This is a genomic window from Streptomyces sulphureus DSM 40104, assembly GCF_000381025.1.
GTDB classification, from domain to species: Bacteria; Actinomycetota; Actinomycetes; order Streptomycetales; family Streptomycetaceae; genus Streptomyces; species Streptomyces sulphureus.
The window spans coordinates 32,685-47,742 of sequence record NZ_KB905819.1; the positions used below are offsets into that span (position 1 = coordinate 32,685).

The window sequence follows — 15,058 nt, forward strand, 5'->3', positions numbered from 1 at the left end:
TTCACGCCCGATGTGCGCAAAAAATCCGTTTCCCTGTGCGAGGCGTCGGCAGGACTGCCAGGCGACTGCCAAAGGGGCTGCCATCGCAGGACATGGGGGCAGCGGGGGTGCGAGCGTCAAAGCGGTGTCGCCGGCCGAGTGCCGGTCGGATGCCGTCTTGCCCCACCTACCGGGAGGAATCCGTGAAGACGCTTCGCAGGGGAATCGCAGCAACCACCGTCGTACTCGCTCTCGGCGGTCTCGTCGCGCCCGCGGCGGTGGCCGCCGAGCAGGCAGCGGTCGCACCGTCCAGCAGCGTGGCGGTGATGAAAACCTGGCACGCGACGGTGCAGTGCCAGATCGTCCGGATCAGCGACAACAACGCCATCAGGTACGAGCGGGCGGACGGTAGCGGCAACACCAAGGAGAAGGCGAAAAAGGCCGCCGAGCGCAACATCCACGTGCCCAAGGGGCACTACAAGCGGCACTGCGACGTCAAGCGGTACTGGTGAGCTGAGGGGAGTTCGTCTCCCCAGCCGGCGCGAGGGGTCGGCTCGCGATGCGGGTCGGCCCCTCACCGCGGCGGGGTGCCGTTGCGCGCGCTACGACAACACGACGGAGCTACGCCCGATCGGTCAGGCACGGCATGGCGCTGCACCGTTCGCTCTTTGCACCTCCTCGGTCGGGGCCGCTCCTCCCTTCCCTGCTTCGACGATTGCTGTCGCGGCGCTTCCGATTCGCCCCACGCCGGCTCATCCAGAGTGGCAGCGCTCAGAAGCGTTCCGCCCGACTCTGCCGCCCACACGCCTCGGGTTCACCGTAGAACTCTCCTGCGCCCGCCCCCGAACGCGCCTCGTCCGCCTGTTGTACCTGCTCCGTCTGTCCACTCGTGAGGCACTCGACTGCTTACGGCACTGGAGGCTCCAACTTCGCGTGCGCGCGACGATGTTCGCGGTTTTGCCTCTGCTCGGCATGGCACCGACACACAGCTCTCTTCTCAGTGATCAACGGCGAATTGAGCGTCGGTCTCCTCTCTGCCCTGTTCCTTCCACTGTTCCGTCGTACGGTCTCGCTCGCCTCGACGGCCCGAAAAGAAGTACCCGCAGTCACCTGTGCGCGGACGTACTCAAACCTCGCGGTGTGGTTGCGGCCTGGCTTTTCGTGGCTGCGGTTGACGTCTGCTTCGACTGAGTGGTGAGGATTCTCGAGTACGTGCTTCTCCCCTTTCGCTGAACAAGTTGCTGCGCCCACGGCTGGGTGAGTCGCTGCTGATGCTCTACCCCCAGTTGCAGTTGGCCGTTTCCGCGATGGCGGTCCAGAGCCGGGCCCGGCAGGAGGCAGCGGCGGAGTACTGAGCAGTCGACTGAAAGGGACGACGCCGAGCTCCGACCACCCGAGGCCGATGGGTGCTCGCGAAAGCCGGTCGTCTGAACCGGCCGCTTTTCAAAGGGGGCTCGGCGCCGTGCGGTCCTGGCGCTGTCACAGGAGCCCCGCAAAGTGTTCCCTGAGTCGAAGGCCCGACACGGCACCCACGAGAGAGGTGATCGGCTCCCCGTTCCGAAAGCCGATCAGCGTCGGCATGGCGAGCACTGAGTAGTCGGACTGCGTACGAGGGTTGGACTCCACGTCCATGGTCAGGACCTTCAAGGCGCCTGCTCGTTCGGCAGCGAGTTGAGTGAGCACCGGAAGCATCATCCGACACGGAGAACACCACGAAGCGGTGAACTCGACGAGGACGGGGATGGGGGAAGCGATCACTTCCTTCTCGAAGTCGGCGTCGGTGACGGCGAGCAGGTCGGCTGTGGCTGTCATCGCTTCTCCTTGTGGGGAACCGTGAGTCGGAGCGACGGGGTTGCTTGCGCGGACCGGTTCGGTGAGGACGGCGGCCCGGGAAGGCTGTTGCTGGTCAACATGCAGGCAGGCACATCGCCTTTCGGTTCGGACGGTGCTGGGGGTTCCTGGGCACGGCGGAGACGGTCCTCGATCTCCTGACGCACGGTGTCCAACCGAGCCGTCAGCGAGTCGAGTTCGGCGAGCTTGCTTCGGTAGGCGTCGAGCGAGGCCGGGCAGGCGTCTCCCTCGGTGTGCCCGGCCTGCAGGCAGTCGAGAAACGGCTTCGTCTCCTCCAGGCCGAAGCCGATCTTCCGCAGTACGCGGATCTGGCGGAGTTGCAGCACCGCAACGGGGTCGTACGTGCGGTGGCCCTGTGCGTCGCGCCGGGAAGTGAGGAGTCCCCGGGACTCGTAGTAGCGCAGGGTGCGCGGGGTGGTCTCGGCGAGGTGCGCCAGTTCTCCGATGCGCATCGGTCCTCCAACAGGTGTGATGTGGTGAGGTCTTCGACGCTAGGCCTTGACGTCCACGTCAAGGCCAAAGTCTGTGGATAACCGGCGAGTTGTGGGTAAGCCGCTCACCTCGAGGGGTGGTCCATCGGCTCGGCTTGTGGATAACTGCCGTCGAGTCGTCGGGCCCTTCTAGGGTCGTCGGCATGGAACCCAGAGCGACTGTTTCGCTGCCCTCGGTGAGCACGCGGACCAAGGCGACCGAGCACGGCAAGTCACCGCGACGCCGCGGGACTTGCCTGCTCGCCCGGAGCCCCGGTGGGACGCGCATGCCGGAGCGTGTGTACGGCGTCCCGTCCGGTCGTGCGGCCGGGCAATCCCCGATCCGGGTGTTCGGCCACGCCAGGGTGAATCGCACAGCTCGGCCGCCACCCTCTGCCGCCTCGCCATGGGGCAGCCGGGGTCCTGCCCGGGGCGGTCGAACTTTCACTCGACGATCCACTCCCGCCGAGCCGTGACGCCACCCCTGCGAGCGTCGTTTTTCCGAGCATCCGTCCGAACGAGCGGCTTTCCAGGAGGAGTTGTGCGTACACGCCAAGTCGTTGTCGACTCTCATCTGCTATTCGAACGAAGCGAGCGGGTGCTGTTGGGCAGGCGCCCCCGGAACGCCGCCCGACATCCGGGAGTGTGGCAACTGCCCTCGAGCGTCGTCGTCGGGGAGAGCGCACGAAGCTGTGCCGTGCGTCGTGCAGCAGAGGGGATCGGAGTCTCCGTGCAGGCGGAGGAGTTGGAGCTCGTCCACCTTCTGCATGTCGCAGGGACCGAATCGACGCACGGCCGCGTCGAGTGCGTTTTCCGCGTACATCGCTGGAGCGGGGAACCGTCGCTGCGTCCCGGCGACGGTCGGCGAGGTGGCGCACCGTCGGAGGGGGACGGTGTGCCCTGTGTAGAACTCGCCTGGTGGCACAGAAGGTCGCTGCCCGGGCAGTTGACGTGGTCCGCCGGAGCAGCGCTGGAGGGCATCTCCTCCGGATGGAGCTACACGGACCTGGGATGGACGGCATGAGCGCCGCGCTCGGGCTGGGAAGAGGAGCAGAGCACGTCCGGTCGTCGTCCGGGTCCTCGCTCTCGGCCCGAGAGGCAGCTTCGCGCCCGATCGGCCTCTCCGTGCTGCTTCAACGCGACGACGGCCGCGTGCTGCTCCTCCGGGCGGTCGACGGCATGGACGGAGGCGGTCGGTTGGCACCACCGAGCGGTGCCGCCCTGTGCGGTGAGTCCCTGGTCGAAGCGGCGCTCCGTGAAGTGCACGCGAGGGTCGGTGTGGTGGTCGACGCGAGATGGCTCGAGTTCTGCCAACTCGTTGACACACTGAGCGGGTTCGGCACCCCCAGCCTCGGCGTCGCGTTCACGGCGCAGAGATGGCACCGCGATCCCTACAACCGCGAACCGCACCGCTGCGCCCGTCTCGTATGGGTCGATCCGGGTGCGCCGCCCCGCGAGTGCGCGCCTCACGCGCGCTCGCTGCTCGCGGGGTTCGTCCGCGGCTCGCTCCTCGCGACACAGGGCTACGAGCTCAACTCGTGGCCGGGGGTGCACTGATGGACACACAGGAGCGGGAGGAGGGCGCGGCTTCGGACGGGGCGAAACGCCCGCCCGAGGGCACCCCGTCCGAACGGTTTCTCTTCGGCGGGCCGCTCCGCTACGAGGAAGGGTGGGCCCGCCACCGCGACGCTTTCCTCGCGTTGAGCGTCGCCGGGATGCTGCGTGCGCTGCCGGGCATGCTCGGCTCCGCCGTTCGCCTCGCCTGGCGGGCGGACTCCGTGGCGACCTCCGTCGTCGCGGCTGCCGAGTTGGTGCAGGGCATCGCCCGTGCCGTCGTCCTGGTCGCCGTCAACAGCGTCCTCGTGGTGCTGCTCGGGTCGGGATCGATGGAGACGCGGCTTGGTGCGGTCCTGCCGACGCTCGGGGTGGTGGCCGCAGCGGCCTTGGCGGGAGCGGCAGCCCGAGCAACCTCGACGTACGGGACAGGACGCCTCGAACCCGTCGTGGAGCGGGTGGCCACCGCGGACTTCCTCGCGGCTGCGTCGCGCGTGGAGCTCGCCGCCATCGAGGACGACGACTTCCACCGTCTCGTCGACTCGGCGCAGTACGGCGCGGGTTCGGCACGACGAATGATCAAGTACTCAGCGAGCATGATCAATGCTCTCTTCTCGCTGGTGGCAGCAGCGGGGGTACTGACCGTGCTCCACCCCGTGCTGTTGCCTCTTCTGGTGACGATGGTGCTGCCCCAGGCTTGGGCCGCGCTGTCGATCGCGCGGCGCAGGTACCGCTCGTTCCACACCTGGGTACAACACCAGCGCGCGGGGCAGCAGTTCCGCCAGCTCCTCACCGAGCCGGCGGCCGGCGCCGAGGTGCGGGTGCACGGGTTGGGCGGTTTCCTGCTGGGCCATTTCGAGAAAATGTCGCGAAGCTACGAGGGCGAGCAGACACGGCTTGCCCGGCTCGCCGCACGCACGGGCGTCGTCGCCTCGCTCTGGACGGGAGCGGCCAGTCTCGTCGTCCACCTCGTGCTCGGCTGGCTGCTGTGGGACGGCACGATGGCGCTCGCCGTTGCGGGCACTGCCGTGATCGCCATCCGTACGGGTTCGGCGAACCTCGAGGCACTGGTGGTTCAGGTCAACTACCTCCATGAGGAAGCGCTGTTCGTCGCCGACCTCGACCGCCTCCGCGTCGAGTCCGCCAGGCGCGCCATTCCGTCCGGAGGTCTTCCTCTGCCGCGACAGCCCAGCGATGTCCGCATGGAGGGCATCACCTTCGGCTATCCGGGGAGCGAGACGCGCCCGGCCCTCAGGGACGTGTCGCTCACCATCCCGGCGGGGAAGGTGGTGGCGCTCGTAGGTGAGAACGGCTCGGGGAAGACGACCCTGGTGAAGCTGCTCGCCGGACTGTACACACCGCAATCCGGGCGCATCTTCTGGGGCGGAGTGGACACGGCGGAGGCGGACCGCTCCTCGCTCTTCACCCAAGTCGCCACAGTCAACCAGGACTTCTACCGCTGGCCGTTCACGGCCAGGGCCAACATCGCCCTGGGCCGGCCCGAGGCCGAGCCGACCGAGCGGCGTCTCCAGGAGGCCGCGGTGCACGGTGGTGCGGCCTCGTTCATCGAGGGATTGCCCCGAGGGTGGGACACCCTCCTGGTCCGAGGCTTCCGAGGCGGTCATCAGATCTCGGGAGGCATGTGGCAGAAGATCGGAATCGCACGGGCTCGTTACCGGGAGGCGCAGCTACTCATCGTGGACGAGCCGACCGCGGCACTCGATGCTCGCGCCGAGCTCCGTGTCTTCGAGCAGATCCGCCGCCTCGCCGACCGAGGGCAGACCGTGGTCCTGATCACCCACAGGCTCGCCTCCGTACGCATGGCCGACCTGGTGTACGTCCTCGACGAGGGACAGGTGGCGGAGTCCGGGACCCCTGACGAACTCCTCGCCGAGGGAGGCATCTACCGACGACTGTACGACCTTCAGGCCGCCCAGTTCGCGAGCACGGCGGAGCAGTCAGTGGCGGAGGCCGAGGCGGTAACGGGCGACGTGACGGATACTCACGCCGACGAACCGGAGCCCTCGGCCAGGGCGACTCCTGTTGGCGGCGGGTGCCTTGCTGTCCCGCGCCAAAAGCCGACCGGGGAAGGGGAAGTGCTCACAACTGCGTCTGTGCCGGAGCGAGGACGCCACGACCACGCTGCCTTCGAACGCTCCGAAGCCGCTCCCGATCCCAGCCCCGACCCAACGGGCGCTGCATCGCACCACTTGCTCGGCAGCATGTCCCCGGCCCCGGAAACGTCACACACCATCCGCACCGCTCGGTCTTCGGGCTGCAGCGAGCGACCCGGCGAGCGGGGCGACCGAGCAGAGGGCAAAGCCCGTACCGGCAAGGAGCACGCCGGTGGCGAGGACGCCGCGAGCCCGACCGACCCGAGAAGTCCGACGAGTTGCACAAGCCCGACGAACCCGGAAAGCGCAACGGCCCCGCAGGACCCGGTGCTCGACGGTCCCGCGACGACCACTGACCGCTCCACCACGCTCGGGCGCCCGACGGCCGAGGCGAGAGGAGGCGCAGAACCCGAGCCCGAGTAGCCGGGGCGGGTGCGGGCGTCGCGCGCCCGCACCCGCTGCCCCGTGGCGCTCACCTGTGCCCGTTAGGCAAGGCTCCCTCGAGCCTCCGGCGGCCTCCGTCCCTTTCTCAGTCGGCAACAGGAGGAGGCGCCAAGTACCGGTGCTTGCACAGGTGTTGAAAGGAAAAGCCGGCCACACGCCTTCGCGCGCCGCGGGCCGACCGAGACGAAAGTCCGATCCGGCAAGCCAGATGTGCCAGCCTCACTCAATGGAGTGAGCAATACGGAAGGGTGCCCCTGAGCCGGTGTCAGTGCTGCCTATGCTTGCGGGCCGCACATACCCGTACACCCGCGTACACGGATCGGCCCCACCCAGCAGCCGGTGCGTTGTGCGCCCGGGCGTGCCCCCAAGGTCTCTCATGTCATCCAAGGCATCCCCCGCCGACCGCGGGGGCCCGTTCTCGCTCAGCCCGCCGTCCGTCGCGCCCGGCAGCGCCGCGGGGACCGTGCGCGTGGTGGCCTCCGGGCGTCGGGTTCTCGCCGAATTCCTCGGTGAGATCGACCTGTTGGTGGTGGTCGACGCCGCCCCCGGGCTCGCCGACGCACTCAGGGTCGAGCGGCCTCTCCTCACCGTCGATCTCCGTCCTGCCACGTTCATCGACGGCAGCGGCCTGACGCTCGTCGAGGAGCTCCACGCCCGCGTGACACAGGAGCAGGGCGAGTACGTGCTCGTCTGCGACGACCCGAAGGTGCTGCGGCTACTGGAGATCCTGGGCCTGCGCCCCCTCCTCGCCCCGGTTTCCGCACCGACGCTTCCGGCGGCCGGCTCACCGCACCCCTGAGACGGGGACCGGCGCGCAGACACGCGACACAAGGCGGCCCGGCATCAGACCGAGCCGGGCATGACGGAACGCAGCAGGCACGGAATCCAGCAAACAGAGACGACACACGCCGTGGGGCGGGACGGGCCTCAGACCCGTCCCGCCCCACGGCAGTTGTCGTCGGTTGGACGGCTCACTCGTCCCCGCCCCGGTGACGAGCCTCCTGCGACGCATCCCCGCTGTACGAGGAAGCGTGCTCACCCGCGCCCTCGGGCTGATCGTGCGCAGGGGTTCCGTTGACGGCGACGAGCGCGGAACGCTCCTCGACCTCCGTCGCCTCCGGCGGCTCGACGAGCCAGTCCGGGTTGGCCTGCTTGTCCCACCAGCGCCAAGCGGCGTATCCAGCACCGGCGATCAGGCCGACGACGGCCATGCGCCGCGCGAACCGGCCGACACGCGCCCGGCGCCGGCGGCGCGCGGTGACGTGCTCAATCTCCTTCGGCGTCACGTTCCCGCGGAGCGCGGAGAACGCGGCGCCGGCCCGGGAAGCTGCCTCCTCGCCGGCGGGGCCTGCGGCGGCCCTGGCGTCGTGGTACGCCTGCTCCAGGTGCGGCCGCGCGTACTCCCCCGCGCGGCGCGCGGTCTCCCGAGTGCGCTCGGCTGCGCGCACGGCTGCGCGTTCCATCTCGGGCGGGAGGTGGTCGCGAGCCTGGGTCACGCGTGGCGAGAGGTACTGCTCGTACCCCTCCTTGGCAGTGTGGCGGGCCTGGTGGGCGGCCTTGGAAACCTTGGGTGCGAGGCGGTGGCCGGCTTCCTGCGCGTACTGGTACGCGGTCTCCCGGGCTGCCTCGGCGTGCGGCGCCACTGCTTCCGCGGCGGTGCGGAGGTTTTCCCTCGCATTGCCGGTCGCGGTGCGCACGCTGTCGATGCGGGTCACTGACTCCTCCTCCTCGATCGGTTCCGGGGAACACTCCGGAGTCTCCAGCAGCGGCCTCGGGATGCTCTCCGAAGAGACACGGTCTCGTTTTCCACACGTTTCCAAGATCATGCCTGCTTGTGCGCCGTCTGACGCCAGGCGCCGGGCATCCGGGTCATAAGGGGCGCTCCGCCACGCTACCCGGTCCGTGGGAGGATCGGGGAGCCAACGCAGACAGATGGAAGGTAGATCGTGGCCGAGCAGCTCTACGCCACCCTGAAGACCAACCACGGCGATATCGAGGTACAGCTCTTCCCCAACCACGCACCGACGACGGTGAAGAACTTCGTCGAACTCGCCGAGGGCGCCCGTGAGTGGACCAACCCGTCCACCGGCCAGAAGACGAGGGAGAAGCTCTACGACGGCACGGTCTTCCACCGCGTCATCAGCGGCTTCATGATCCAGGGCGGCGACCCCCTGGGCAACGGCACCGGCGGCCCCGGCTACGAGTTCCAGGACGAGTTCCACCCCGACCTCGCCTTCACCAAGCCGTACCTGCTGGCGATGGCGAACGCCGGCCCGGGGACCAACGGTTCGCAGTTCTTCCTCACCCTCGCGCCGACGACCTGGCTCACCGGCAAGCACACCATCTTCGGTGAGGTCACCAACGACGCGGGCAAGAAGGTCGTCGACGAGATCGGCGGCACCGCGACCAACCCGCGGACCGACCGGCCGCTCCAGGACGTCGTCATCGAGTCCGTCGTCATCGAGCGTCGCTGATCCCTCACGCGCCGTTCGTGCGCCCGCCGGTTCCCGGCGTCCGTGCACTGCTGCCGGCGTCCCCGCGGCTCCGGCCGCAGCGCACGGCACCCGGCTTCGCGTACCTGTACGAGCGGCACCCCGCATCGCCCCATCTGTCCGTACCCTTCAGACAGGTGGGGCGGTGTTCGCCGAGGCAGCTTCTCAGGGGACGGAACGGATCAATGGAGCAGAACCAGTCGGGCAACCCGGAACAGTCGGGGCATCCGGAACAGACCGGGCAGCCGGGCCCTGCGGTGCCGCCGCAGGACCCAGGCAGCGCCTCGGGCCGGCCCCCGGCGGTCCACTGCTACCGGCATCAGGACCGTGAGACCGGCATACGCTGCACCCGCTGCGAGAGGCCGATCTGCCCTGAGTGCATGATCGCCGCCTCCGTCGGCTTCCAGTGCCCCGAGTGCGTCAGAGGCGGTTCGGGCACCGGGCACGCGCCGAGTGCCAACCAGCCGCGGACGCTCGCCGGCGGGCGGGTCGCCTCCGATCCGAAGCTCGTCACCAAGGTGCTACTCGGCGTCAACGTCGCCGTCTTCCTCGCCGTCCTCGCCGCGGGCGACCAACTCCTCGACCGACTGCTCCTCTTCGGGCGGGCGGTGATGGAGCCGTTCGGCCCGCTGGAGGGCGTCGCCGAGGGGCAGTGGTACCGGCTGCTGACCGCGGCCTTCCTGCACCAGGAGTTCGTCCACATCGCGATGAACATGCTGGGGCTGTGGTTCCTCGGCCCGCCGCTGGAGGCGGCGCTGGGGCGGCTTCGGTTCGTCGGTCTCTACCTGGTCTCCGCGCTCGGCGGGAGCGCCCTGGCGTTCCTGCTCTCGTCGCCGAACCAGGCGTCGCTCGGGGCCTCCGGGGCGATCTTCGGCCTCTTCGGGGCCACGGCGGTGCTGATGCGCAGGCTCCGGTACGACATGCGGCCGGTGCTGATCCTGCTGGCGATCAACCTCGTTTTCACCTTCACCTGGGGCAACATCTCCTGGCAGGCGCACATCGGCGGCCTCGTGACGGGGGCGGTGCTCGCCTTCGCGCTGGTGCACGCGCCGCGGGAGAAGCGGAATCTCGTGCAGTACGCCGCGTTCGGCGGGATGCTCGTCGTCGTACTGGCCGTCGTCGTGGTGCGGACGCTCCAACTCGCCCCCTAGCGGCGCCGCTCAGGGCCGCCGTGGGAACGGTTGTCCACAGACGTGCGCAGATGTTGTGCACGGTGGCGGAGTTCGTGTGCACGTGCCGCCGAGAGCGCTGTTCCTCTGCGAGATCGGGGCGGACGGGCGCCCCGCACGCGGTGCAGGGCGCACACCGGCGTCAACGCCTCGAAAGTTATCCACAGATCTTGTGAGTTTTCCAAGGCTGTGGATCAACCTGTGGATAACTTTCGGCACGGCATGCCCGGCGGTCGGACACGGACCGTCCACATGCGGGAAGAGGAATCCGCCCCCGGTTCGCCGAGCGGTGGCGACGTCACTTCCACTGCGTGGAGACGACGAACCCCGCGGCGATGAAGCCGAAGCCGACGACGATGTTCCAGTTGCCGAGCGGATCGATCGGCAACGAGCCCTCGGTGACGTAGAAGACGACGATCCAGGCGAGCCCGAGCCCGAACATCAGCAGCATCAGCGGAGCCACCCAGCGGCGCCCGCCGCTGCTGAAGTTGAGCTCGGTGGCGGCCTTTTTCTCCGGAGGAGGCGTGTAGTCGGCCTTCTTGCGGATGCGTGACTTCGGCACGAGAGACTCTCCTGTCGATGCGCTGCCTGGCCGCCGCCGGTCTGCGCAACGGCCCGTACGGCCGGGGGAAGACCTTCGGCTCCTGGACCCTACCCGGGCTGTGCAGACCGGGAGGAGTGTGGTCCGTTAGCGTAGTGCTTCCCCTGGGTGGAGGGAGACAAGGGTACGGTGACCAGATTGCGCATCCGGCCTGTCCGGCTGGCCTCGCTCGGGGTGTTCGCCCTTGCCGGCCTTATCTTCTGGGTGAGCTTCAACACAGCGCAAGGGACGAACCTCCGCAGTGACGATTCGATGCTGCGGCTCTCCGATCTTATCCAGGAGCGCAGCCGGAAGAACGGCGACCTCGACGCCTCGGCCGCGGCCATACGCGAGCAGGTCGACAAGCTGGCGCAGCGGGACAACCGCACTTCCCGCGAGGAGAAGCGGAAGTTGGTCGGCCTGGAGAAGGAAGCCGGCACCCGCCGGGTCTCGGGCGCGGGCGTCACGGTCACGCTCGACGACGCTCCGACCAACGCCACCGCACAGGTCCCCGGCGTCCCCGAACCACAGGCCAACGACCTCGTCATCCACCAGCAGGACCTCCAGGCCGTCGTCAACGCGCTGTGGCGCGGCGGTGCCGAGGGGATCAAGGTGATGGACCAGCGGCTCATCTCCACCAGCGCCGTACGTTGCGTCGGGAACACGCTGATCCTTCAGGGCCGCGTCTATTCGCCGCCGTACGAAATCACCGCCGTGGGCGATCCGCAGGAGCTCCGCAAGGCGCTCGACGGGGACGAGGAGATCGACAAGTACCTCCGGTACGTGGAGGCTTACGGGCTCGGCTGGAACGTCGAGGAGCGCAAGAAGACGACGCTGCCCGGCTACGGCGGCACCATCGACCTCCGGTACGCGGAGCCCGCCGAATAGCGCGAGGAGCCGCGGCGAGCGTCCCCGAACGGGGCGAATCGGTGCGCGCCCGCCCGTGCACCCGATGCGCCCCTTACCCTGGGGACAACCGGCGTCCGCCCCGCGGACCGTCCGGGCGGCAGCACACCCCGGGTGCGGAGACGAAGGGACGGCATCGCGGATGTACGGCTGGATCTGGCGCCATCTGCCGGGCAACACCCCTGTGCGGACGGTGATTTCGGTGATCCTGGTGCTCGGGGTCGTCTACCTCCTCTTCCAGTACGTCTTCCCCTGGGCGGAGCCGCTGCTGCCGTTCAACGACGTCACGGTCGACGGGGCAGCCGGGGCGGGAGGCGCGGCGTGACCCGCATCCTCGTCGTCGACAACTACGACAGCTTCGTCTTCAACCTCGTGCAGTACCTCCAGCAACTCGGCGCCGAGTGCGAGGTCGTCAGGAACGACGAGGTGCCGCCGACCCACGCGGACGAGGGCTTCGCGGGCGTGCTCCTCTCGCCGGGCCCCGGAGCCCCCGCTCAGGCCGGTGTCTGCCGGGAGATGGTGGGGCACTGCGCCGCAGCCGGTGTGCCGCTCTTCGGGGTGTGCCTCGGCATGCAGACGATCGCCGAGTGGTACGGAGGCGAGGTCACCCGCGCGCCCGAGCTCCTCCACGGCAAGACCTCCCCCGTGCACCACGAGGGTGCAGGCGTCTTCCGCGGCCTGCCCTCGCCGTTCACCGCGACGCGCTACCACTCGCTCGGCGTCCCCGCCGAGAGCCTCCCGCCCGAACTGCTGCTGACCGCCGAGACGGCCGAGGGGCTGGTGATGGGCGTCCGGCACCGCGAACACGCCGTCGAAGGCGTGCAGTTCCACCCGGAGTCCGTACTCACCGAGTGGGGCCACCGGATGCTCGCCAACTGGCTGGAGGAGTGCGGCGACCCGGGCGCCGTCGCGCGTTCCGCCGGCCTCGCCGGGGTGTCCGGGACCGTCGGCGCGGGCGCGGTCCTTACGTGACGTCCCCGCGCCCCGGGTTCGAGGGTGCCCCCGGGGAGCCGTACTTCCCCGAGGGAGGCGAGCCGCACCCCCGCGGGGCGGACGAGCCGCATCCGGGGCACAACCCGCCGTCCCACGAGGTGGGTTCGGGCGCCGCCTACGAGTGGCAGGGCGAGCCGGGGTACGAGGCGTACGGCGGCTACGGCGCCTACCGCGCCGCGGTCGACTCGCTCGCCGACCCCCTCACCGATCCGCTGCCCGACCCTGGCCCGCAGCAGGCCCAACCTTCCGGCGTCGAGGGCGAGTCGGTCCGCGAAACCGAGCAGTTCCGGCGTGCCGGATCGCCCTGGTTCCGGCCGCTGACCTCCGGCGAGCAGGAGCAGCCGCGCCGGGACACCGCCGGCCCCGACGCGCACGGGCAGCCGGGCGCCTGGGCCCCGGAGGCGTCGGCCGGGTACACGCAGCCGGCGGGGGGTCACGCGGGCCCGTACGCGCCGGGAGAGCAAGTGCCCCCGGACCTCTCCGGGTTCGGTGGCGGCGCTGGGTACGCTGCCGCGCCCGGGGCCGTCAGGCAGCCGCGGGCTGCCGGTCCTGGCGGGCAGACGTCGTCGGGGTACGGGCAGTTGGGGGCCGACGGGGTCCCCCAGCAGGGGCGAACGGCGCAGGCCCCGCCGCGGCGCGAGCAGGCCGATCCCACGCCGATCCCTGCGCCCCGGCGGGGCGCAGGCGTACCGCTCGACGTCCCGCCCGTCCCCGGCGTGCCCGGGGACGACCGGCAGACGGTGGGCCTGCGGCGTCCGGAACGCGAGGAGTTGGAGCGCAGGCCCGGACGTCGCAGGGCGGCGGGTCGGAAGGGGAGGGCGAGTCCGCAACCGGAGGTGCGGGCCGGGACGCGGCTGGAGGCGCGGCGGGCCGAACGCGCCAGGAGGCCGGGCCCCGGGATCATAGCGAGCCGGTTCCTCGGCGAGGTCTTCATCAGTGTCGGCGTCCTGATGCTGCTCTTCGTCGCCTACCAACTGTGGTGGACCAACGTCCTCGCAGGGCAGGAGGCGGGCGGTGCGGCGAGCGACCTCCACGAGCAGTGGGAGAAGCCGAAGGCCGAGCGGAAACCCGACCCGGAGCGGAGGGCCGGGGCGTTCGAGCCGGGTGAGGGCTTCGCGCTGGTGCACATCCCCAAGATCGACCTTCAGGCGCCGATCGCGGAGGGAGTCTCCAAGGAGAAGGTCCTCGACAAGGGCATGGTGGGCCACTACGACGAGGAGCCGCTGAAGACGGCGATGCCCTGGGACAAGAGGGGCAACTTCGCGCTCGCCGGCCACCGGAACACGCACGGCGAACCGTTCCGCTACGTCAACCGGCTCGTCGGCGGCGACAAGGTGGTCGTCGAGACGTCGAGCCGCTACTACACGTACGAGGTGACGAGCCGGCTCGCGTCGACGTCGCCGTCGAACACCTCCGTGATCGATCCCGTGCCCGCGCAGTCCGGGTTCCGCAAGGCGGGCAAGTACGTCACGCTCACCACCTGCACTCCGGAGTACACCTCCAAGTACCGTCTGATCGTCTGGGGCAAAATGGTCGACGAGCGTCCGAGGAGCGAGGGGAAGCCGGACGCGCTGATCGGGTAGGCAGTACGACAGGGGTCGGCGGCGGCCGGCGCCGGAGGCGCGGTGGCGAACGAGAGTCGGAGGCGGGCGGTCCGTTGGCGGAGATCGAGGAAGGCGGCGAGCGGCCGGCGAACGCCGTGTGCACCGAGCCCGAGGAGCCGTCGGCGGGCGCGGGCGGCGGAGCGGGCTCCGGCGGCGACCGTACGGGCGGCGGCGACGGAGCCTCGTGGGGCGGATCAGGGGCGCGCGGTGTGGTGGCGGCGATCGTGGGCGTCGTGGGGGAGTTGCTGATCACCGCGGGGTTGGTGCTGGCGCTCTTCGTCGTCTACTCGCTGTGGTGGACCAATGTCCTCGCCGACCGCGACGCGCAGCGCGAGGGCTCGAAGGTGCGGGACGGCTGGGAGCAGAGCGAGCGGCCCGGCGCCATCGACATAGAGGGAGGGATCGGGTTCCTCCATGTGCCGGCGATGTCCAGCAACGACGTCCTCGTCAAGAAGGGCACCGACCCGGACGAGCTCAACCAGGGCATCGCCGGCTACTACACCTCGCCCGTGAAGTCGGCGCTGCCGCAGGACCAGTCGGGCAACTTCTCGCTCGCCGCCCACCGGGACGGGCACGGGGCGAAGTTCCACGACATCGACAAGATCGAGAAGGGCGACGCGGTGGTCTTCGAGACGAAGAACACCTGGTTCGTCTACAAGGTCTACGAGATCCTGCCCGAGACCTCCCGGTACAACGTCGACGTCCTCGATCCGGTGCCCGAGGAGTCGGGCAAGAAGAAGGCCGGGCGGTACATCACGCTGACGACGTGCACCCCGGTCTACACCTCGAAGTACCGGTACGTCGTCTGGGGCGAGTTGGAGCGCACCGAGGACGTCGACGCGGAGCGTACGCCCCCGAAGGAGCTGCGCTAGCCGCCCCGTCGTGCGCGGAGGGCCGGGTGG

16 protein-coding genes and 1 pseudogene are annotated in these 15,058 nt (G+C 69.7%); 13 read left to right on the top strand and 4 right to left on the bottom strand.

What is annotated here, in order from left to right:
* Positions 1-182: 182 nt before the first annotated feature.
* Positions 183-491 carry a hypothetical protein gene (locus F603_RS0119460; RefSeq protein WP_019547654.1) on the top strand — a complete coding sequence of 103 codons (309 nt, stop codon included), beginning with the start codon at positions 183-185 and terminating at the stop codon, positions 489-491.
* 967 nt (positions 492-1,458) lie between these two features.
* On the opposite strand, the gene F603_RS0119470 is transcribed toward F603_RS0119460, so the two are convergent.
* On the bottom strand, positions 1,459-1,791 hold the full coding sequence (locus F603_RS0119470; protein ID WP_019547655.1) for a thioredoxin family protein: 333 nt from the start codon (positions 1,789-1,791) through the stop codon (positions 1,459-1,461).
* Entirely contained in the window at positions 1,788-2,282 is a 495-nt protein-coding gene (locus F603_RS0119475) for a MerR family transcriptional regulator (protein WP_019547656.1), read from the bottom strand. The genes F603_RS0119470 and F603_RS0119475 overlap by 4 nt, the downstream gene beginning before the upstream one ends.
* A gap of 424 nt (positions 2,283-2,706) precedes the next feature.
* Here F603_RS0119475 and F603_RS36585 point away from each other — a divergent pair.
* The 5 genes and pseudogenes from F603_RS36585 to F603_RS0119490 form a co-directional block, all read left to right on the top strand.
* A pseudogene (locus tag F603_RS36585) lies at positions 2,707-3,138 on the top strand (NUDIX domain-containing protein); the annotation flags it as partial.
* A gap of 57 nt (positions 3,139-3,195) precedes the next feature.
* Positions 3,196-3,324, top strand: a complete 129-nt coding sequence (locus tag F603_RS36275) for an NUDIX hydrolase (protein ID WP_281168901.1) — start codon at positions 3,196-3,198, stop codon at positions 3,322-3,324.
* On the top strand, positions 3,312-3,857 hold the full coding sequence (locus F603_RS35595; protein ID WP_019547657.1) for an NUDIX domain-containing protein: 546 nt from the start codon (positions 3,312-3,314) through the stop codon (positions 3,855-3,857). The genes F603_RS36275 and F603_RS35595 overlap by 13 nt, the downstream gene beginning before the upstream one ends.
* Positions 3,857-6,391, top strand: a complete 2,535-nt coding sequence (locus tag F603_RS0119485) for an ATP-binding cassette domain-containing protein (RefSeq protein WP_037956529.1) — start codon at positions 3,857-3,859, stop codon at positions 6,389-6,391. Before F603_RS35595 ends, F603_RS0119485 begins: the two co-directional genes overlap by 1 nt.
* Positions 6,392-6,788: 397 nt before the next feature.
* A complete protein-coding gene (locus F603_RS0119490; protein WP_019547659.1) occupies positions 6,789-7,211 on the top strand; it encodes an STAS domain-containing protein in 423 nt (140 codons plus the stop codon).
* 172 nt (positions 7,212-7,383) lie between these two features.
* On the opposite strand, the gene F603_RS0119495 is transcribed toward F603_RS0119490, so the two are convergent.
* Complete coding sequence (locus F603_RS0119495) at positions 7,384-8,127, bottom strand: DUF5324 family protein (protein WP_019547660.1); 744 nt, start codon at positions 8,125-8,127, stop codon at positions 7,384-7,386.
* A gap of 231 nt (positions 8,128-8,358) precedes the next feature.
* On the opposite strand from F603_RS0119495, the gene F603_RS0119500 reads away from it, so the two are divergent.
* A complete protein-coding gene (locus tag F603_RS0119500) occupies positions 8,359-8,886 on the top strand; it encodes a peptidylprolyl isomerase (protein ID WP_019547661.1) in 528 nt (175 codons plus the stop codon).
* 203 nt (positions 8,887-9,089) lie between these two features.
* The gene (locus F603_RS0119505) at positions 9,090-10,055 is read left to right on the top strand and encodes a rhomboid family intramembrane serine protease (protein WP_019547662.1); all 966 of its coding nucleotides are present in this window, start codon (positions 9,090-9,092) and stop codon (positions 10,053-10,055) included.
* A gap of 316 nt (positions 10,056-10,371) precedes the next feature.
* Here the strand turns inward: F603_RS0119505 and crgA are convergent, their stop codons facing one another.
* Positions 10,372-10,635, bottom strand: a complete 264-nt coding sequence (crgA, locus tag F603_RS0119510; RefSeq protein WP_019547663.1) for a cell division protein CrgA — start codon at positions 10,633-10,635, stop codon at positions 10,372-10,374.
* Positions 10,636-10,782: 147 nt separating this feature from the next.
* Here crgA and F603_RS0119515 point away from each other — a divergent pair, with 147 nt between their 5' ends.
* From F603_RS0119515 to F603_RS0119535, 5 genes are all read left to right on the top strand, one after another.
* A complete protein-coding gene (locus F603_RS0119515; RefSeq protein WP_019547664.1) occupies positions 10,783-11,541 on the top strand; it encodes a DUF881 domain-containing protein in 759 nt (252 codons plus the stop codon).
* Positions 11,542-11,701: 160 nt separating this feature from the next.
* The gene (locus tag F603_RS0119520) at positions 11,702-11,884 is read left to right on the top strand and encodes a hypothetical protein (protein WP_016906202.1); all 183 of its coding nucleotides are present in this window, start codon (positions 11,702-11,704) and stop codon (positions 11,882-11,884) included.
* Positions 11,881-12,531, top strand: coding sequence for an aminodeoxychorismate/anthranilate synthase component II (locus F603_RS0119525; RefSeq protein WP_019547665.1), 651 nt, complete (start codon positions 11,881-11,883; stop codon positions 12,529-12,531). Before F603_RS0119520 ends, F603_RS0119525 begins: the two co-directional genes overlap by 4 nt.
* Positions 12,528-14,135 carry a class E sortase gene (locus F603_RS0119530; RefSeq protein WP_019547666.1) on the top strand — a complete coding sequence of 536 codons (1,608 nt, stop codon included), beginning with the start codon at positions 12,528-12,530 and terminating at the stop codon, positions 14,133-14,135. The genes F603_RS0119525 and F603_RS0119530 overlap by 4 nt, the downstream gene beginning before the upstream one ends.
* A gap of 74 nt (positions 14,136-14,209) precedes the next feature.
* Positions 14,210-15,028 carry a class E sortase gene (locus F603_RS0119535; protein WP_019547667.1) on the top strand — a complete coding sequence of 273 codons (819 nt, stop codon included), beginning with the start codon at positions 14,210-14,212 and terminating at the stop codon, positions 15,026-15,028.
* Positions 15,029-15,058: the final 30 nt, after the last annotated feature.